The sequence below is a fragment of the Nonomuraea sp. NPDC059007 genome, from assembly GCF_042740555.1.
Taxonomy (GTDB): Bacteria; Actinomycetota; Actinomycetes; order Streptosporangiales; family Streptosporangiaceae; genus Nonomuraea.
The window spans coordinates 74,231-92,450 of record NZ_JBHYJD010000012.1 but is presented as its reverse complement, the minus strand read 5'-3'; the positions used below and the strand labels follow the sequence as shown (position 1 = coordinate 92,450).

The 18,220-nt window shown below is 70.6% G+C and carries 19 protein-coding genes; 9 read left to right on the top strand and 10 right to left on the bottom strand.

The window, feature by feature from the left end:
* Positions 1 to 2: 2 nt before the first annotated feature.
* Positions 3 to 1,385: an MFS transporter gene (locus tag ACFWY5_RS21590; RefSeq protein WP_379633846.1), complete on the bottom strand. Its 1,383-nt coding sequence runs from the start codon at positions 1,383 to 1,385 to the stop codon at positions 3 to 5.
* Between the two features lie 103 nt (positions 1,386 to 1,488).
* Here ACFWY5_RS21590 and ACFWY5_RS21585 point away from each other — a divergent pair, with 103 nt between their 5' ends.
* From ACFWY5_RS21585 to ACFWY5_RS21560, 6 genes are all read left to right on the top strand, one after another.
* On the top strand, positions 1,489 to 2,088 hold the full coding sequence (locus ACFWY5_RS21585; RefSeq protein ID WP_379620382.1) for an ArsR/SmtB family transcription factor: 600 nt from the start codon (positions 1,489 to 1,491) through the stop codon (positions 2,086 to 2,088).
* Between the two features lie 205 nt (positions 2,089 to 2,293).
* Complete coding sequence (rpsB, locus tag ACFWY5_RS21580; RefSeq protein ID WP_379633844.1) at positions 2,294 to 3,271, top strand: 30S ribosomal protein S2; 978 nt, start codon at positions 2,294 to 2,296, stop codon at positions 3,269 to 3,271.
* Between the two features lie 262 nt (positions 3,272 to 3,533).
* The gene (gene tsf, locus ACFWY5_RS21575) at positions 3,534 to 4,367 is read left to right on the top strand and encodes a translation elongation factor Ts (RefSeq protein ID WP_379620384.1); all 834 of its coding nucleotides are present in this window, start codon (positions 3,534 to 3,536) and stop codon (positions 4,365 to 4,367) included.
* Positions 4,368 to 4,475: 108 nt separating this feature from the next.
* Positions 4,476 to 5,174 carry a UMP kinase gene (pyrH, locus tag ACFWY5_RS21570; protein ID WP_379620386.1) on the top strand — a complete coding sequence of 233 codons (699 nt, stop codon included), beginning with the start codon at positions 4,476 to 4,478 and terminating at the stop codon, positions 5,172 to 5,174.
* Positions 5,175 to 5,258: 84 nt separating this feature from the next.
* Complete coding sequence (gene frr / locus ACFWY5_RS21565) at positions 5,259 to 5,816, top strand: ribosome recycling factor (protein ID WP_379620388.1); 558 nt, start codon at positions 5,259 to 5,261, stop codon at positions 5,814 to 5,816.
* Positions 5,817 to 5,910: 94 nt separating this feature from the next.
* Positions 5,911 to 6,750, top strand: coding sequence for a phosphatidate cytidylyltransferase (locus ACFWY5_RS21560; RefSeq protein WP_379620390.1), 840 nt, complete (start codon positions 5,911 to 5,913; stop codon positions 6,748 to 6,750).
* Here the strand turns inward: ACFWY5_RS21560 and ACFWY5_RS21555 are convergent.
* On the bottom strand, positions 6,730 to 7,761 hold the full coding sequence (locus tag ACFWY5_RS21555; protein WP_379620392.1) for a suppressor of fused domain protein: 1,032 nt from the start codon (positions 7,759 to 7,761) through the stop codon (positions 6,730 to 6,732). The genes ACFWY5_RS21560 and ACFWY5_RS21555 overlap by 21 nt on opposite strands.
* 111 nt (positions 7,762 to 7,872) lie before the next feature.
* On the opposite strand from ACFWY5_RS21555, the gene rlmN reads away from it, so the two are divergent.
* The gene (gene rlmN, locus ACFWY5_RS21550) at positions 7,873 to 8,973 is read left to right on the top strand and encodes a 23S rRNA (adenine(2503)-C(2))-methyltransferase RlmN (protein ID WP_379633842.1); all 1,101 of its coding nucleotides are present in this window, start codon (positions 7,873 to 7,875) and stop codon (positions 8,971 to 8,973) included.
* A gap of 212 nt (positions 8,974 to 9,185) precedes the next feature.
* On the opposite strand, the gene ACFWY5_RS21545 is transcribed toward rlmN, so the two are convergent.
* Both ACFWY5_RS21545 and ACFWY5_RS21540 read right to left on the bottom strand, forming a co-directional pair.
* A complete protein-coding gene (locus tag ACFWY5_RS21545; protein WP_379633840.1) occupies positions 9,186 to 9,857 on the bottom strand; it encodes a hypothetical protein in 672 nt (223 codons plus the stop codon).
* Positions 9,854 to 10,837: an ATP-binding cassette domain-containing protein gene (locus ACFWY5_RS21540; protein ID WP_379633838.1), complete on the bottom strand. Its 984-nt coding sequence runs from the start codon at positions 10,835 to 10,837 to the stop codon at positions 9,854 to 9,856. The genes ACFWY5_RS21545 and ACFWY5_RS21540 overlap by 4 nt, the downstream gene beginning before the upstream one ends.
* Before the next feature lie 147 nt (positions 10,838 to 10,984).
* On the opposite strand from ACFWY5_RS21540, the gene ACFWY5_RS21535 reads away from it, so the two are divergent.
* On the top strand, positions 10,985 to 11,479 hold the full coding sequence (locus ACFWY5_RS21535; protein ID WP_379633834.1) for a DivIVA domain-containing protein: 495 nt from the start codon (positions 10,985 to 10,987) through the stop codon (positions 11,477 to 11,479).
* Positions 11,480 to 11,543: 64 nt separating this feature from the next.
* On the opposite strand, the gene ACFWY5_RS21530 is transcribed toward ACFWY5_RS21535, so the two are convergent.
* Positions 11,544 to 12,185 carry an HAD family hydrolase gene (locus ACFWY5_RS21530; RefSeq protein ID WP_379633832.1) on the bottom strand — a complete coding sequence of 214 codons (642 nt, stop codon included), beginning with the start codon at positions 12,183 to 12,185 and terminating at the stop codon, positions 11,544 to 11,546.
* 20 nt (positions 12,186 to 12,205) lie between these two features.
* Here ACFWY5_RS21530 and ACFWY5_RS21525 point away from each other — a divergent pair, with 20 nt between their 5' ends.
* Positions 12,206 to 12,700 (top strand): GNAT family N-acetyltransferase, encoded by a 495-nt coding sequence (locus ACFWY5_RS21525; protein WP_379633830.1) that lies wholly within the window; start codon positions 12,206 to 12,208, stop codon positions 12,698 to 12,700.
* Here ACFWY5_RS21525 and ACFWY5_RS21520 read toward each other — a convergent pair.
* The 5 genes from ACFWY5_RS21520 to iolC are packed head-to-tail and all read right to left on the bottom strand — an operon-like array spanning position 12,660 to position 18,203.
* A complete protein-coding gene (locus tag ACFWY5_RS21520; protein WP_379620406.1) occupies positions 12,660 to 13,670 on the bottom strand; it encodes an AI-2E family transporter in 1,011 nt (336 codons plus the stop codon). The genes ACFWY5_RS21525 and ACFWY5_RS21520 overlap by 41 nt on opposite strands.
* Positions 13,671 to 13,703: 33 nt before the next feature.
* On the bottom strand, positions 13,704 to 15,524 hold the full coding sequence (gene iolD, locus ACFWY5_RS21515; protein ID WP_379633828.1) for a 3D-(3,5/4)-trihydroxycyclohexane-1,2-dione acylhydrolase (decyclizing): 1,821 nt from the start codon (positions 15,522 to 15,524) through the stop codon (positions 13,704 to 13,706).
* Positions 15,521 to 16,372: a 5-deoxy-glucuronate isomerase gene (gene iolB / locus ACFWY5_RS21510; RefSeq protein ID WP_379620409.1), complete on the bottom strand. Its 852-nt coding sequence runs from the start codon at positions 16,370 to 16,372 to the stop codon at positions 15,521 to 15,523. Before iolB ends, iolD begins: the two co-directional genes overlap by 4 nt.
* Positions 16,369 to 17,274: a deoxyribose-phosphate aldolase gene (locus ACFWY5_RS21505; protein ID WP_379620411.1), complete on the bottom strand. Its 906-nt coding sequence runs from the start codon at positions 17,272 to 17,274 to the stop codon at positions 16,369 to 16,371. The genes iolB and ACFWY5_RS21505 overlap by 4 nt, the downstream gene beginning before the upstream one ends.
* Positions 17,271 to 18,203 (bottom strand): 5-dehydro-2-deoxygluconokinase, encoded by a 933-nt coding sequence (iolC, locus tag ACFWY5_RS21500; RefSeq protein WP_379633826.1) that lies wholly within the window; start codon positions 18,201 to 18,203, stop codon positions 17,271 to 17,273. Before iolC ends, ACFWY5_RS21505 begins: the two co-directional genes overlap by 4 nt.
* Positions 18,204 to 18,220: the final 17 nt, after the last annotated feature.

Below are 18,220 nucleotides of genomic sequence, written 5' to 3'. Positions count from 1 at the left end.
GGTCACAGCAGTGAGCGCATCTTGACCAGGGTGAGCTCGTAGATGGCCGAGCCCATGGTCTGGTCGACCCGCTCGGGCGGTACATGACCGCGCCGGCCGTACCCGGAAGACGGGCGCGGCCACATGGAAGCCCGCACGACCTCCCCAGACCGCGGCCGGGCGGAGGCGAGTTCGGAACCCCGCAACGGCGATGCCCAGATCCAGACGGCGCTCAGCGCGATCCCCGCCGCGCACACGAGGATGACCGCCCGCAACCCCACCACCTCGGCCAGCACGCCACCCGCGAGACCGCCCACCGCCAGCACTCCCTGCACCGCGAACGTGAACGTGGCGTTGACCCGTCCCCGCAGCTCGGCAGGGGCCTCACGCAGCTGTACCGCACCCAGGCAGGTGGCGAAGGTCACGACCAGCATCCCGGTGGCCACCCCGCTGACGGCCATGGCGAGGACCTTCCACCACATCGGCCCGCCGATCAGCCCGACCGTCAGGAAGTCGACGGGGAACAGCACCACGGACCACTTGAGCAGCCGGTTCGTCCCGGTACGCCGGTTCAGGCGGGCGGTCAGCCACGCCCCCAGCAGCCCTCCGACCCCGGACAGCGCCACCAGCACGCCGATCAGGCCCTTGGGGATGGACAGGACGCTGACCAGGTAGAGCATGAAGACGGCCGTGTAGGCCATGGCGAAGAAGTTGATGGTCACGCCGGCTCCCAGCAGGGCGCGCAGCGAGGGGTTCGAAAGGCAGGCGCGCAGGCCCTCGCCGACGTCGCGCAGCATGCCGCGCGAGGCCGCGGGGGTGTGTGACTCGGGGGTGCGGATGCGGCCCATCAGCAGGGCGGACAGCAGGAACGACACCCCCTCCACCAGTACGGCGAGCGGCGCCGTCAGCACCTGCACCAGCAACCCGCCGAGCCCGGGACCGGCCACGGAGGCGACCGAGTACGACGCCTGCAGGCCGGCCATGGCCTCGGTGCGCTGGCCGGCGGGTACGACGGTGGCCAGGTGGGGGAAGTTGGCGGCGCGGAAGACGACCCCGGCGGTGCCGATGACGAACGCGACGGCCACCAGCAGCGGCACGCTCAGCATCCCGAGCAGCCACGCGGCGGGTACGGCCAGCGCCGCCGCCGCGGCGACGAGCTCGCAGCCGATCATCAGCGGCCGATGCCTGCGCAGGCGGTCGGAGACGGCCCCGGCCTGCAGTCCGAACAGCAGCGCGGGCGCGAAGGCGGCGGCCGTGAGCAGGCCCATCTGCGACGGGCTCGCGGCGAGCAGCGTGATGCCGGTGAGCGGCACGGCCAGCTTGGACACCTCCGTACCGGCGACCGAGATCGTCCGGGAGGCCCAGAGAAGGCGGTAGTCGGGCCTGCGGCGCAAGGGGACGGTCATGAGCTCCTCCAAAGACTGTGAAGGGAACCCTTCACAACTATGAAGATAATCCTTCATAACTGTAAAAGCAATCCTTCAGGTCTCGTCCGGGTACGGTTTGCACATGACCGACGTGCTCAGTGACCCCAAGGTGATGCGCGCGCTGGCCCACCCCGCCCGCCTGGAGATGCTGAACCGGCTGCAGGTCGAAGGACCCTCGACGGCCACCGAGATCGCGGAGTTCGCCGGAGTCACCCCGAGCGCCGCCAGCTACCACCTGCGCATGCTGGCGAAATACGGCTTCGTGGAGGACGCCCCGCCCCGCGCCGACGGCAGGGAGCGCGTGTGGCGCTCGACCGGCCAGGGGCTGAGCGTGTCCACGGAGCCCGACGACGCGCCGGAGCTGCGCGCCGCCAAGGAGCTGCTGATCCACACCGTCTACGACGAGGCCCACGCCGACCTGAAGCGGTCGATGGGCCAGGTGGACCGCGAGCCGCGGGAGTGGCGGGCGGGATCGGCCTGGCGGCGGAAGTTCCTGCACATCGGGCCGGAGGAGATGCGCCTCCTGGGCGAGCAGTTGGAGGCGCTGCTGGCGCCCTATCAGGCGGGGTCGCGGGAGGACGCGCCGGGCGACGCGCGTACCGTGGTCGTGCAGTACTCCATCTACCTGCGCCCCGAGCGTCCGGTGCCCGGATTGCCCACGGAGGACCACGACGCCGTCTGACCCGTGAGGTCAGCGCGGGAGGTAGACTTTCCGGTGGCCTGTCACTGACGGGCCGACTTCGCATGCCTCACCGCGAGCCGATCCCTCGGTCCGGGCCGCAAGGTTCCGGCAGGAGCGGCTCAGAGGCATCAGGGCGGCAGTGCCCGACTGCCGCGACACAACCGAGAATCGCGCCCCGCGGCGCGCCGACCTGGAGGACCAGCACATGGCCCCCGTCGTCACCATGCGACAGCTGCTCGAGAGCGGCGTTCACTTCGGACACCAGACTCGTCGCTGGAACCCGAAGATGAAGCGCTTCATCTTCACCGAGCGCAACGGCATCTACATCATCGACCTGCAGAAGTCGCTGGCGTTCATCGACCGCGCCTACGACTTCGTCAAGGAGACCGTCGCCCACGGCGGCACGGTTCTGTTCATCGGCACCAAGAAGCAGGCCCAGGAGGCCATCGCCGAGCAGGCCGCCCGCGTCGGCATGCCGTATGTCAACCAGCGCTGGCTGGGCGGCATGCTCACCAACTTCTCCACTGTGCACAAGAGGCTTCAGCGTCTGAAGGAGCTCGAGGAGCTCGACTTCGACAACGTCGCCGCGTCGGGGCTCACCAAGAAGGAGCTCCTCATGCGCCGCCGCGAGAAGGAGAAGCTGGAGCGCACGCTCGGCGGTATCCGTGACATGGGCCGCGTGCCCAGCGCGGTGTGGATCGTCGACACCAAGAAGGAGCACATCGCGATCTCGGAGGCCAAGAAGCTCGGCATCCCGGTCGTCGCGATCCTCGACACCAACTGCGACCCCGACGAGGTCGACTACCCGATCCCGGGCAACGACGACGCCATCCGCGCCGTCGGCCTGCTGACCCGCGTCGTCGCCGACGGTGTCGCCGCCGGTCTGATGGCCCGCTCCGGCGCCGCCCGCGGCGACGAGAAGCCGGCCGCCGCCGAGCCGCTGGCCGAGTGGGAGCGCGAGCTCATCGAGCAGGGCACCGCCGCCGAGGCCGCCACTGAGGCTGTCACCGAGGCCGCTCCCGAGGCTGCCGCCGCGCCCGAGGTCGCCGACGAGGTCGCCGCCGAAGACGCCGACGTCGCCGCCGAGGCTGTCGCCGAGGACGAGGCCGAGGTCGTCGCCGAGGCTGAGGCCGCTCCCGCCGAGGCCGAGGCCGGCGTCGAGAACGAGACCGAGAAGGCCTGAAGGTCCCGCACGAGCGGGCCCGCCGCCTGACGACCCGAACTCGGGGTAGCAGGCGCGGCGGGCCCGCGAAAGCGGTCCCGGCCCGCGCGAGCGGCGCCGGAGGTCTGCGCGCAAGTAAAGATCAAGGCTCCTGGTACGGCTCCCGCGGGTCGTGCCGACCAGCCGGCGGCGACAGCCGTACCGGCACAGAAGGCTTGAAGGGTGGGCGGCCGGATCCCGGCGCCCACCCGATCCACGACGAAGATCCCACGAGGAAAAAGCAATGGCTTCCGTGAACATGGCCGACGTCAAGCGGCTTCGCGAGCTCACCGCCGCCGGCATGATGGACTGCAAGAAGGCGCTCGAGGAGGCCGAGGGCGACTTCGACCGCGCCGTTGAGATCCTGCGCCTCAAGGGCGCCAAGGACGTCGGCAAGCGCGAGTCGCGCACCGCCTCCAACGGCCTGGTCGCGCTCAAGCAGGACGGTGACAGCGCCGCGGCGCTGCTCGAGCTCAACTGCGAGACCGACTTCGTGGCCAAGGCCGAGCGCTTCCAGGAGCTCGCCGCCGAGGTCGTCGACCACATCCTGGCCACCCGCCCGGCCGACGTGCCGGCGCTGCTCACCTCCGAGTACAACGGCAAGAGCGTCCAGAACCACCTCGACGACGCCAACGTCGCGCTCGGCGAGAAGATCGAGATCCGCCGCTTCGCGGTGCTCGAGGGCGGCTACGTCGGCGCGTACATGCACAAGACCGACCCGCAGCTCCCGCCGGCGGTCGGCGTGCTCGTGCAGCTCGACAAGCCCAACGCCGACGTCGCCAAGGACATCGCCCAGCACGCCGCGGCGATGGCGCCGAAGTACCTCAAGGCCGAGGATGTCCCCGCCGACGTCATCGAGAAGGAGCGCGCGCTCTTCGAGGAGATGACGCGCGACGAGGGCAAGCCCGAGGCCGCGATCTCCAAGATCGTCGACGGCCGCGTCAACGGCTGGTACAAGGACTTCACGCTGCTGCAGCAGGCGTTCGTGAAGGACAACAAGAAGTCCATCGCCAAGTACGCCACGGACAACGGCGTCGAGGTGCTCGGCTTCGTTCGCTTCAAGGTGGGTCAGGCTTAGGCTTAGTCAAGCCCTCAGCCCCACATCAGAACCACCTACCGAGGAGGCCGCCGCGTGCAGGAGAACCAGGAGCCAGCTACGTCGGCGGCTTCTTCGTATCGAAGGGTCATGCTGAAGCTGTCCGGCGAGGCGTTCGCCGGCGGCGAGGAGATGGGCATCGACCCGGTCGTCGTCGGTCATCTGGCCGACTCGATCGCCGAGGCGGTGCGCGAGGGCGTGCAGGTCGCCGTGGTCGTCGGCGGCGGAAACATGTTCCGCGGCGCCACCCTGTCGCAGGGCGGAATGGACCGTGCCCGCGCCGACTACATGGGCATGCTCGGCACGGTCATCAACTGCCTCGCCCTGCAGGACTTCCTGGAGAAGCGCGGCGTCGAGACCCGCGTGCAGACCGCGATCACGATGCAGCAGGTGGCCGAGCCGTTCCTGCCGCGCCGCGCGATCAGGCACCTGGAGAAGGGCCGCGTGGTCATCTTCGGCGCCGGGCTCGGCACCCCGTACTTCTCCACCGACACGTGCGCGGCGCAGCGCGCACTGGAGATCGGCGCCGAGGCGCTGCTGAAGGGCACGCAGGTGGACGGGGTCTACGACTCCGACCCGCGGAAGAACCCGGACGCCGTGCGGTTCGACCACCTGGACTACGCAGAGGTCCTGGTACGCGATCTGACGGTCATGGACCAGACCGCGATCAGCCTGTGCAAGGAGAACGACCTGCCCATCGTGGTCTTCGACCTGATGGGTGAGGGCAACATCCTGCGGGCGGTCCGCGGTGAGAAGATCGGCACGCTGGTGAGTCCGGCAGGCAAGTAGACGGGAGCCCACCCTACGGACGGGCGACCAAGGCAGCAGGGAGCCCACCCTACGGACGGGCGACCAAAACAGCAGGGAGCCGCTGTGATCGACGAAACCCTCCTCGAAGCCGAGGAAAAGATGGACAAGGCTGTCTCGGTCGCGAAGGAGGACTTCGCGAGTATCCGCACGGGCCGAGTCACGCCGTCGATGTTCAACAAGATCAACGCCGACTACTACGGTTCGCCGACTCCGATCCAGCAGTTGGCCTCGTTCCACGTGCCCGAGGCCCGCATGGTCATCCTCCAGCCCTTCGACAAGGGTTCGATGGCCGCGATCGAGAAGGCGATCCGCGACTCCGACCTGGGCGTCAACCCGAGCAACGACGGCCAGGTGATCCGCGTGAACTTCCCCGAGCTGTCGGAGGAGCGCCGCAAGGAGTACATCAAGGTCGCGCGCGCCAAGGGCGAGCACGCCAAGGTGTCGGTGCGCAACATCCGCCGCTCCGCCAAGGAGACCCTTGACAAGATGATCAAGGACGGCGACGCGGGCGAGGACGAGGTGCGCCGCGCCGAGAAGGAGCTCGACGACATCACCCAGAAGCACGTCGCCAAGATCGACGAGCTGCTCAAGCACAAGGAAGCCGAGCTGCTCGAGGTCTAGGCTCCAGTACGGCAAGCCGTGGTGCCCCCATCCCCCGCGCGGGGCTGGGGGCATTCCAGGGTGATCGGCAAGAAATCCCGGCCTGGGAGAGTCTGTGGAAGAAAGTACGGCTGGCACCAGCCCGAGCGGCGGCAGCCGTACCGGAAGGAACCTGCCCGCGGCGATCGCGGTCGGCGCCGCACTGGGCGCTTCGGTCATCGTCTCGATCTACACCATCAAGGAGATCTTCCTCCTCGTGGTGGTGGCGGCGGTCGGCGTCGGTGTGATGGAGCTGGTCAAGGCGTTCGGCACGCGGGGCATCGTGGTGCCGCTGGCGCCGGCGCTGGTGGGCACGGCGGGCATGCTGGCCGGGGCGTACTGGGGCGGCGCGGTCTCGCTGGTGGGCACGTTCGCGGTGTTCGTGTTCGTGATGCTGATCTGGCGGATGTTCAGCTCGGGCACCGACGGGTACGTGCGCGACGCCACCGCCTCGGTGTTCACCCTGGTCTATCCGGCGCTGCTGGCGGGGTTCATCGGGCTGCTGCTGTCGCCGCCGGATGGCGCGGACCGGGTGCTGATCTTCATCGCGGTGACCGTGGCCAGCGACATCGGCGGATACTTCGCCGGGGTGCTGTTCGGCCGGCACAAGATGTCGATCATCAGCCCGAAGAAGACCTGGGAGGGTTTCGCCGGATCGGTGCTCGCCTGCGTGGGTGTCGGGGCGTGGCTGGTCATCTGGCGTATGGACGGCGAGTTCTGGCAGGGCGCGCTGATCGGGGTGCTGGCGGCGGCGCTGGCCACGATCGGCGACCTGATCGAGTCGATGATCAAGCGTGATCTCGGCATCAAGGACCTCGGCACGATCCTGCCCGGCCACGGCGGGCTCATGGACCGGCTCGACTCGCTGGTCACGACGCTGGTGCCGATCTGGCTGCTACTGGCGCTGTTCTTCTAAGGCCGCGGTGGTGACGGGCACGAGCCACAGCCACCGTACGGCCTCACCTCCGAACGCGAACCCCGCCATGTCGGGGAAGTCCGGCGGGTCGGCCAGCATGAGGACGCCCGAATAGTCGGCCCCGAGCGGAAACGTGGACGGGTCGTGATACCACTGCGCGGTGTGCCCGTGCCCGAGCCAGGTGACCGAATGCCACGGGTACTGCGCCAGCCAGACCAGCACCAGCGCCACCTCCCGGGGGTCCTGGCGGGTGGCGACGGCCAGCTCGATCCGCGAGTACGCGCGCGGCCGGTCGATCCACTGCTCGACCGTCGGCATGCGCTGGCAGCTCATCCCGACCGTGGACAGCACGGTGAACTCGCGCTCGCCGAACGGGGGCCGCTCGGTGATGCCGACCGTGGGCAGGCGCTCGCCGCTGGCGTCCCAGTAACGGCCGGCGGGGCCGAGGGTGCGGTCGAGGTGGCCCATCACGAACTGCTGGAACGCCGGCCACGAGCCTTCGCGGTGCCGCCAGCGCCAGTAGGAGCGGGCGTTGGAGATGCGGGGCAGCAGCCCTTCGAGCGCCTCCGGCAGCGACCAGGCGAACGGGGTCTCGCCTATGGCGTCGCGGGCGTAGCCGGGCATGCCCCTGGACATGTCGGCCCAGCCGGGGATGACGGCCAGCAGGTCGTCGTTCTCGTAGACGGCGACGCCGTCCCCCTCCTCGAACCACAGGGCGCTGAGCTGGCCGAGCGGGCGGCGGCCGCCGGGGTGGACGGTGTTGGCATGGGGCATGACGGGCGGCAGGCCCGCGTTGATGCGGCTCAGGTCGACCGCGCCGGGCGCTTTGCGGTGGTTGGCCAGCCAGACGGCGCCGTGGACCGTGCCATCCGGCGCGCACAGGTAGGCGACCGAGGCGTCCTCGTCCCGCTCGATCACCAGGGTGCGGCTCCCGTATGGGTTGCCGGCCACGAGGACGACCTCGGCCTGGGTGTGCTCACCCGGCTGCTCACCCGCCCGATAAATCGCCATACGAGATGACTGTAGATCGCCGCCCGATCACAGGCGAGAGGCCGTAGGAATGACAAACGCGGGCGAGACGTTCACTACCCTGGTCGGTAACCGTCGAGATGAGGCAGGAACGTGTCCCAGCAGCCAGGCCAGCTCACTTTCGTAGCGCCCCGCCGGGCCAAGCCCGCGCGGCACCTGGCGGACCTCACGATGGCCGAGCGCCGCGCCGCCGTGGCCGAGCTCGGCGAGAAGCCGTTCCGTGCCGACCAGCTCTCGCGCCACTATTTCACGCACCTGACCACCGACGTCGAGGCGATGACCGACCTGCCCGCCCCGGCCAGGGAGAAGCTGTCGGCGCTGCTGCCCCCGCTGCTGACCTCGATCCGCGAGCTCACCACCGACCAGGGCACCACCCGCAAGATGTTGTGGCGGCTGTTCGACGGCGCGCTGGTCGAGTCGGTGCTCATGCGCTACCCCGACCGCGCCACGATCTGCGTGTCCTCGCAGGCCGGATGCGGCATGAACTGCCCCTTCTGCGCCACCGGCCAGGCCGGCCTGACTCGCAACATGTCCACCGCGGAGATCGTCGAACAGGTCGTCGCCGGCGCGCGCACCATGGCCTCGGGCGAGGTGCCCGGCGGCCCCGGCCGGATCAACAACGTCGTCTTCATGGGCATGGGCGAACCGCTGGCCAACTACAAGCAGGTCATCGGCGCCGTCCGCCGCATGGTCGAACCCGCCCCCGACGGCCTGGGAATCTCCGCGCGCGGCGTGACCGTCTCGACCGTCGGCCTCGTCCCGGCGATCGGCAAGCTCGCCGACGAGGGGCTGCCGGTGACGCTCGCGCTGTCGCTGCACGCGCCCGACGACGAGCTGCGCGACACGCTGGTGCCGATCAACACACGCTGGAAGGTCGCCGAGGTGCTGGACGCCGCGTGGGCGTACGCGGCCAAGACCAAGCGCCGGGTGTCGATCGAGTACGCGCTGATCAAGGACATCAACGACCACGAGTGGCGGGCTGACCTGCTGGGCAAGCTGGTCAAGAACAAGCTGGTGCACGTCAACCTGATCCCGCTCAACCCGACGCCGGGCTCCAAGTGGACCGCCTCCCGGCCGGAGGACGAGCGCGCGTTCGTGCGCCGCCTGCAGTTCCACGGCGTGCCGGTCACCGTCCGCGACACCCGCGGCCGCGAGATCGACGGCGCCTGCGGCCAACTAGCCGCCGCCGAGTAGCCCATCTCCTTCTCCAGGCCTCCTTTTGCTTCAGGCCGCCGTCGCCTCTCTCACCCCCCCTATCCCTTACGGCTCCGCCACCCCCACGCCACCCGCCGTCGTGTGCGAGCGCCGATCGGGGGGATCGCTTCTCACGTCGGACGTGGTCCCCGCCGCAACGGCCCCGTTGACCCGCGACGGGTTGAAGCGGTGACCGGCCGGGTGTGGGTTCGTCAGGGGCGGGAGCGGCGTAGCCAGGCGTACCAGGCGAGGCCTGCCACGCACCACGCCAGTGAGATGGCACCCAGCGCCGGGAGGTCCGAGGGTAGGGCGCCCGATCCTGCCGCCTTCAGCCAGGCTGTGACCGGGACCGTCAGCCAGTAGGCCGGGGTGATGCTGATCAGCAGCATGGCCAGGTAGCCGAAGAGCAGGGCCATGATGGACAGGGCGGGGGAGGGCAGGATCACCCGGCTCGTCAGTGCGCCCAGGGCCAGTCCGGCCAGCGCCGCCAGTACGTGCAGGATCGTCACGGCGAACAGCACGTCGGTCGTCGGGCCGGCCTCCAGTCCCATCAGCAGGCCGCAGGCCAGTGCCAGAGTGGCGAAGATCGTGTTCACCGCCAGGGCCGCCAGGAGGCCGCCGGTCAGTTCGCGGGTGCGTGTTCCGGCTGTGGTGGCCGAGATGGCGCGTTGCTCGTCGGGCTCGGTGTCCAGCAGGGAACGGGTGGCCCAGGCGAGGACTGGGATGATCAGTACCGCCGAGTCGGCCAAGGCGGCGGCCTCGGAACCGACCGGCGCACGGTTGGCGTAGATGATCGCCAGCAGCACCAGGATCGGGATGAGCGCCTGGTAGACGCGATGCGACTGGACGTAGGCGGATATCCGGAACCTGGTCAACGCGATCACTGTGCCGCCTCCGTGGCCTCGTAACCCTCCGCGCGCATCCGCGCCAGAAACGACCCCACCTCGCCACCGGGGACCCGCACCTCCACCACCACACCGCCCTCCAACCCACCCAACGGCCGCTCGACTTCCACCTGCAAACCAGCGTCCACGCCGGGTGCAAGGCCCACGGCAGACACGGACAAAGCGGCTCGGTCAGAGGTCGCCGCTTGCCCGGACCCCTCCGCCCTGCCAGAGGATGCCGCCTGCGCGTGGTCCGGGACGAGGTCGGGCATCTGGTCTGGTGCGCGGCCAAGCGTGTGGTTCGGGGCGTGGGCGGGCGGCTGGCCGGTCGTTGGTCCAGTGACCGCGGGTGCGCGGGCTGGGGGCGGGGCTGTGCACGCCAGCGGGGAGGGTTCTTGGAGGGTGCCGTTGGTCAGGGTCCAGTGGCGGAGGGTGGGGAGGCTGTGCAGGCCTGCCTCGTGGTCGCCTGCCACCACGATGGTGCCGCCGGCCGCCAGTTCGGTCACGATCGCGGGCAGGGCGTCGCGGGTGTCGGTGTCCAGGCCGGCGAAGGGTTCGTCGAGGAGGAGCAGGCCTGGCTTGCCCATGAGGGCTTGGACCAGGGCGACTTTGTGGGCGCTGCCTTTGGACAGTTCGCGGAGCGGGAGCCGTACGAGATGGGTGAGGTTGAGGCGGTCGGCCCACGGACGCCAGGTGGCGCCGCCGCGGATGCGGGCCATGTGGTCCAGGTAGGTGGACACGGTGAACGGTTGTGCGGTGGGGAGGTGGTCGGGGGCGTAGCCGACTGTTGTGGGGCGGGCTGTTATTTGCCCCTTTGTGGGGTGGGTCAGGCCGGCCAGCAGGCGGAGCAAGGTGGACTTGCCGGCGCCGTTCGCGCCGGTCAGCTCGATGACGTCGCCGGGGTTCAGGACGGTATGCGCGTTCCTGATCACGTCGGGGGCGCGCCGCCGGTAGCGGAACGAGACGTTGGACAGGTCCATAGTGATCCAACGGTAATGGAGTGGGTCGCATTCTCCGGATAAAGAGCCCCACAATATAGGCACCCCCTCGGCACATCTCAGGAGGACCGTCGCTTGAACCGCTTTCCGCGCGTCATGGGTATGCGTTCAGGCTATGACCCCATCGACGTGGACTCTCTCATCAGCCGCATCGAGGCCACGCTTGGACGGGGCGGGCGCGAGCTGGTGCCGGTGACCGCCGATGAGGTGCGCCGGGCCACCTTCCGTGCCCGGCGCGGCGGCTACAACGAGACGGCGGTGGACTTCGCGCTGGAGGCGTTCGTCGTGGCGCTGGAGACGCGTGCGAAGACGCCGGTGCCGCTGGCCATGACCGAGCCGACCGGTGAGATGCTGCGCGAGGAGTGGTTCGAGACGCAGGCGGCGCGGGTCGAGCGGGTGGCGTTCCGGTCGGGCCGGATGGGGACCGGGTACAACGAGGACGAGATCGACGCCTTCCTGGACCGCATCGTGGCCACGCTGCGCGGCACCACCGACAACCCGCTGACCGGGCAGGCCGTGCGCGACGCCAAGTTCGCCACCGTGCTGGTCCGCCCCGGATACCTGATCGCGGACGTCGACTCCTTCCTCGCGGGCATCGCCGACGTCCTGGACCAGCGCTACTGAAACAGCGCCGGTGGTGGCGCGGCCGCTACAGGAGTGCCGCCCGGAGGTGTCTGGAGCGTGGCCGCTACTGAAGGGCGGCCAGCAGGCCGCGGAGGTCGGGCTGGATGGTCTGCGGGACCGACGGGTCGGTGGGGGTCTCGGCCAGGCGGTTGATCCAGATCCGGCGCAGGCCCAGCGCGTGTGCCGGGATCATGTCGTGGATGTAGCCCTGTGCGACGTGTACCCACTCCGACGGCTCGTGTGCGGAACGGAAACGTTCGAAGTGGCCGAGGGACGGTTTGTAGCCTCCGGCGTCCTCGGCGGTGACGATCGCGTCGAAGGGTACGGGCAGCCGCCGCTGCGTCAGGCCGATGAGGTCGCGGTCGCAGTTGGTGAGCAGGGCCAGGCGCCATCCGGCCGAGCGCAGCGCGCCCAGTTCCGCGCCTATCTCGGGGAAGACGGGCCAGTAGGGGAGGGTCCTGGCGAGTATGCCGGCGTCGTCGGCGCCCAGGTCCAGGCCTTCGGCGGCGCAGGCCCGGCGGAGGGTCTCGGCCATCACCTCGCGGTAGAGCATCGTCGGCGTCTCGGTCTGGACGGCCATCTCGTGCCGGATGTAGGCGTCGAGGAGGCGGCCGCCGTACCCGGGGAAGATCAGTTCCGCGCTGGTGGCGATCCCGTGACGCCAGTCCACCAGGGTTCCGAAGCAGTCGAATGTCACCCATCGCATGAGATCTCATAATGGGCCCTATGTCACTCACCGTGCGACCCATCGTCCCCGGCGATCTGGAACAGGTTGTCGAGATCTTGACCGCGAGCTGGGGCGACACCCACGTCATCGCGCTGACCTGGGGCGAGATGATCGACGCGAGTACGTTGCCCGGCTTCGTCGCGGTCGCCGGCGACGACAGGATCGCCGGGCTGATCACCTACACCGAGCGCGACGGCAGCGTGGAGATCGTCACGATCGACGCGGTCGTCAAGGGCGCCGGGGTGGGCACGGCGCTGCTGGACGCGGTCCGCGAGGTGGCGCAGCGGCGTGGCATGCGCCGCCTGACGCTGATCACCACGAACGACAACACCCGGGCGCTGGCCTTCTACCAGCGTTACGGCTTCGACCTGGTCGCCCTGCGCCGGGACGCGATCACCCGTACGCGCGAGCTCAAGCCGAGCATCCCGGAGCTGTCGGAGGACGGCATCCCGATCAGGCATGAGCTGGAGCTCGAGCTGCCTCTCGATTCCTGATCAACGCCACGATCACCGAGGCCACCGGCGCGGCCAGGAACGCGCCGGTGATCCCGGCGACCACGCTGCCCACGGCGATCGCCAGCAGGATGACCGCGCCGGGCAGGTCCAGCGCCCTGCCGTAGATCTGCGGCGCCAGCACGTGGCCCTCCACCTGCTGCACGAGGATCGTGACGCCGACCACGATCAGCGCCACCAGCCAGCCCTTGGCCACGAACGCGACCACCGCGGCGAACAACCCGGCCATGAACGCCCCCACCACCGGCAGGAACGCCCCCACGAACGTCAGTACGGCCAGCGGCAGAGCGATCGGCACGCCCAGGATCCACAACGCGACCCCGATGAAGAAGCCGTCGACGAGCCCGACCATCGCGATGCCCCGGATGTAGCGTCCGATGACGCCGAAGACGACGTCTCCCGCCTGGCGCAGGTGCGGCCTGGCCCTGACCGGCGCCAGGTCGGTCAGCCAGCCGAACAGCCGGTCGCCGCCGTGGACGAAGTAGATGGCCAGGATGAGCGCCAGCACCGCGCCGATCACGATCTCGCCGGCGGTGCGGACCCCGGCGATCGCGCCGGTGGCGATGGAGCGGGACTGCTCGGCCAGGTACGCCTGGACCTGCTTCGACATCTCCGCCAGCCGGGTGTCGTCGAGCCCGAGCGAGCGGGCGAAGTTGTGCAGGTCGTCCAGGGCCTTGCCGAGGCTGGCCCGCAGCTGCCCGAGCCCGTCGACGGTGGCCGGGACGAGGAGCCAGAAGAAGGTCCCGCCGATCACCAGCGCGCCCAGGCAGACCACGGTCGTGGCCAGGGCCCGGTTCAGTCCTTTGCCCCGCAGCCAGGTGAACGGCGGCAGGAGCAGGGCGGTGATGAACACCCCGATGATCACCGAGATGGCGACGGTCCTGATGAACCAGACGCAGTAGAGGATCACCGCGATCAGCGCGATCCATCCGAGCACCCGCCATGGCTTCATGATCAGGGCGTTCCCCCGGGCGGCGCCGGGTAATCAGTGCTGGGCGCGCTTGGCCTCCTCGTAGGCGGCGCGGGCGGGGCTGCCGACCTCGGCGACCGGCACGTCCCACCAGGCCTCGGAGGAGGGCGCGTCCACGTGCGGGTCGGCCTTCACGTAGATCACGGTGGTCTCGTCGGCGGCCCGCGCGCTCTCCAGGGCTTTGCGCAGGTCGCCGGCGGTCTCGGCGCGGATCACGCGCGCGCCCAGGCTGGCCGCGTTGGCGGCCAGGTCGACCGGCAGCGGACCGCCGTCGTAGCGGCCCGAGCCCCGGTAGCGGTAGGCGGTGCCGAGGCGTTCGGCGCCCACGCTCTCCGACAGCCGGCCGATCGAGGCGAAGCCGGAGTTGTCGACCAGCACCACGATCAGCTTGACGCCTTCGGCGACCGCCGTGACCAGTTCCTGGGCCATCATCAGGTAGGAGCCGTCGCCGACCAGCACGAACACCTCGCGCTCCGGCACGGCCAGCTTGACGCCGAGCCCGCCGGCGATCTCGTAGCCCATGCAGGAGTAGCCGTACTCGACGTGGTAGGAGCCGGGGCCGCTCGGGCGCCACATCTTGTGCAGGTCGCCCGGCATCGAACCGGCCGCGCACACCACCACGCCGTCCTCGCCGGCCGCGGCGTTGACCGCGCCGAGGATGGCGGGCTGGGGCAGCGGTGTGCCGTCCAGGGCGTGCGCGGCGTCGACCTGGGCGTCCCAGGCGCGGGTCAGCTCGGCCGTCATGGTGCGGTAGACGCCGGCCGTACCCCAGCCGTCGAGGGCTTCTGCGAGGTCGGCCAGGCCCGCGCGGGCGTCGGCCACCAGTTGCAGGCCCGACAGCTTGGCCGCGTCGAAGGAGGTGATGTTGAGGTTGACGACCCGCGCGTCCTGGTCGAACAGCGAGCGCGAGGCGGTGGTGAAGTCGCTGTAGCGTGTGCCGACGCCGATGATCAGGTCGGCCTCGCGGGCGAGCGCGTTGGCCGCCGTCGTGCCGGTCGCGCCGACCGCGCCGGCCGCCAGCGGGTGCCCGTACGGCAGGGCGCCCTTGCCGGCCTGCGTCTCGGCGACCGGCACGCCGTACCGCTCGGCGAAGGCACGCAGTTCCTCCGTCGCCTCGCTGTAGATCACCCCGCCGCCCGCGACGATGAGCGGCCGGGCCGAGCGTCTGATCAGCTCGGCGGCGCGGGCGAGCGCGGCGGGTTCCGGCCGCGGCCGGCTGATGTGCCACACCCGGCGCCCGAACAGCTCCTCCGGCCACTCCCACGCCTCCGCCTGCACGTCCTGCGGCAGAGCCAGCGTCACCGCGCCGGTCTCGGCCGGGTCGGTGAGCACTCGCATCGCCGCGAGCAGCGCGGACGGAAGCTGCTCGGGCCGGTTGATCCGGTCCCAGTAGCGCGAGACCGGCTTGAAGGCGTCGTTGACGGACACGTCGTAGGAGCGCGGATCCTCCAGCTCCTGCAGCACCGGGTTGGCCACGCGGGTGGCGAACACGTCACCGGGCAGCAGCAGCACCGGCAGCCGGTTGATGGTCGCGCCCGCCGCCGCGGTGATCATGTTGGTCGCGCCGGGACCGACCGAGGTGGTGCAGGCGAGCGTCCGCAGCCGGTTGCTCGCCCGCGCGTAGCCCGCCGCCGCGTGCACCATGGCCTGCTCGTTCCGGCTCAGAAGGTACGGCAGCGCCGCGTCCGTGGCCAGCGCCTGCCCGAGCCCCGCCACGTTCCCGTGCCCGAAGATCCCGAAGATCCCCCCGAACATCCGGTGCTCGGCGCCGTCGCGCTCGGTGTGCTGGGCGGCGAGGAAGCGGAGGGTCGCCTGGGCGACGGTCAGCCGGATCATGAGGTCCTCCCGAACGGCAGACGAGGGTCGACCTCCTGACCGTCCCACGTGTCGCGGATCCAGGTGTGGCGCGGGTCGTCGCAGAAGGCCATGGAACGCTCGCCGGACGGCCCGGCGAGCACGTTGAGGTAGTAGAGGTCGTAGCCGGGGGCGGCCATCGACGGCCCGTGGTAGCCGTAGGGGACGAGCACCACGTCGCCGGGTGCGACCTCGGCCAGGGTGTCGATGTGACCGCGTTCGGAGGTGTAGACGCGCTGGTAGCCGGGCCCGCCCTCGAAGTAGTAGATCTCCTCCAGCACGGCCTCGCCCGGGTTGGGGGTGTCGTGCTTGTGCGGTGGGTAGGACGACCAGTTGCCGCCCGGCGTGAGCACCTCGACGGCCACGAGCTTGTCGCAGTCGAAGGCGGCGGGGGAGCAGAAGTTGTTGATCTGCCTGCTGGCCACGCCCGCGCCCCTGATCTCGACCGGAACCCGGTCGGCCGGGACGTGCCGCGGCTCCAGCCGCCGGGTGGCGCGCGCGGCGGGCAGGGCGATACGGCCGCTGCCGCGCAGGATCACCTCGGTGCGGATCGGCAGGTACGCGAAGTCGCTCGGCCCGGCGAAGACCGATGGGCGGCCGGCCAGGTGGAAGGTGGTGGTGCCGCCTTCGACCGGGGCGGCGAAGGTGACCGTGCAGGAGCCGGACAGCGGCAGGACGAGCATCTCCTCCTCGCCGGTCTCGAACGCCACCGGGGCGTCGTCGGTCAGGTCGGCCACGCGCAGGGCCGAGTAGGTCCAGCCGGCCAGCTCGGGGGTGATCTCCACGGACCACGGGCCTGAGGCGGCCTTGCCGTACGGGATGTGGGTCATCGTGAGGCCTCCCTGACCAGGGTCGCGGCGCCGTCCACGGCGGCGGCGACGTCGTCGTCAGGAGGGTAGAGCAAGGCGCGGCCCACGACGAGGCCCCGCACGCCCGGCAGTTCCAGGGCGCGGCCCCAGTCGGCGAAGGCGGCGTCGATGTCCGGCGGGTCGCCGCCGAGCAGGAGGGCGGGCAGCGTGGTGGCGGCCATGACCCGTTCCATCTCGGGGATCGCCGGGATCTTCAGCCATGTGTAGGCGGAGGTGGCGCCGAGCGCCTGGCCGACGCTGATGGCCCGGATGACCGCCTCGGGCGACAGGTCGTTGCGGACGGGGCCGCCGTTGGCCCGGCTGGACCAGAACGGCTCGACCATCGCCACGAGGCGCCGCTTGGCCAGGTCGGTGACGGCGTGCGCGCAGGACTCCAGCGTGGCGACGGTGCCGTGGTCGGCCGGGTCGATACGGCACAGCATCTTGCCGCCGTCCAGGCGCATGGCGTCGATGGCGGCGGCGTCGAAGCCGGTGAACCTGTCGTCCAGCTCGAACACGGCGCCCTGGATGCCGGCGCGGTTCATGGAGCCGAAGGCCAGCTTGCCCTCCAGCGCGCCGAGCAGCAGCAGGTCCTCCAGCACGTCGGGGGCGGCCAGGATGCCGTGCACGCCCGGCCGTTGCAGCGCCAGTTGCAGGCGGTCGAGCAGGTCGGGGCGGCTGGCCATGGCGTAGGGCCGGTCGCGCACGCCGAGCGAGCCGCGGGCCGGGTGGTCGGCGGCGATGATCATCAGCCGCTCGCCGTCGCCGGGCAGCCCGCGCCGCTGCCGCCTGGCCGCCGCGTGCGCGATCTCCTCAGGCCGGGTCGCCCGGATCCTGGTGAGCCGCTCGTAGCGGTCGGCCCTGGTGAGCGTCAGATCTGTCATGCGCGGCCTTCCATCAGCTGGGTCACCTCGTCGGTGGTGGGCATGGCGTCGGCGCAGGCCAGCCGGGCGGCGACGAAGGCGCCGGCGGCGTTGGCGAAGCGGATCGTGCGCTCCAGCGGCCAGCCGCGCAGCAGGCCCAGGCAGATCGCGCCGCCGAAGGCGTCACCGGCGCCGATGCCGTTGACGACCTCGACCTCGACCGGCTCGGCCAGCGCCGTCTCGGTACGGCTGCGCGCGAAGACCCCCTTGGGCCCCATCTTCACGATCGCCACCTTCACCCCCGCGTCAAGCAGGGCCTGCGCGGCGGCCTCCGGGTCGCGGGTGCCGACGGCCACCTCGACCTCGTCCAGATTGCCCACGGCGACGTCGGCTCGGGGGAGCACCTGGCGGACCGCCTCCTCGGCGGGTCCCTTCCACAGCGTGGGCCGGTAGTCGAGGTCGAAGACGGTCCAGCCGGCGTCGCCGCGGGCGGCCAGGGCGGCGGCGTGCGCGGCCCGGCTGGGCTCCATGCTCAGCCCGGTGGCGCTGAACCAGAAGACCTTGGCGGCCCTGATCGCGTCGAGGTCGAGGGACTCGGGCGTGATGCGCAGGTCCGGCGGGTGCTCGCCCCGGTAGAAGTAGATCGGGAAGTGGTCGGGCGGGAAGATCTCGCAGAAGGTCACGGGGGTGGGCGCCTCGGCGAAGGTGGCGACGTAGCGGTTGTCGACTCCGAAACCGGCGATGGCCGAGCGCACGTAGTCGCCGAACGGGTCGGCGCCGACCGCGGTGATCACCGCCGAGCTCAGGCCGTGGCGCGCGGCCGCGACGGCCACGTTGGTCGGGCTGCCGCCGAGGAACTTGCCGAAGCTTTCGACCTGGGCCAGTCCGACGCCTGTCTGCAGCGGATAGACGTCGACGCCGCAGCGGCCGATCGTGATCAGATCGAACAAGCTACCTCCCGGGACTC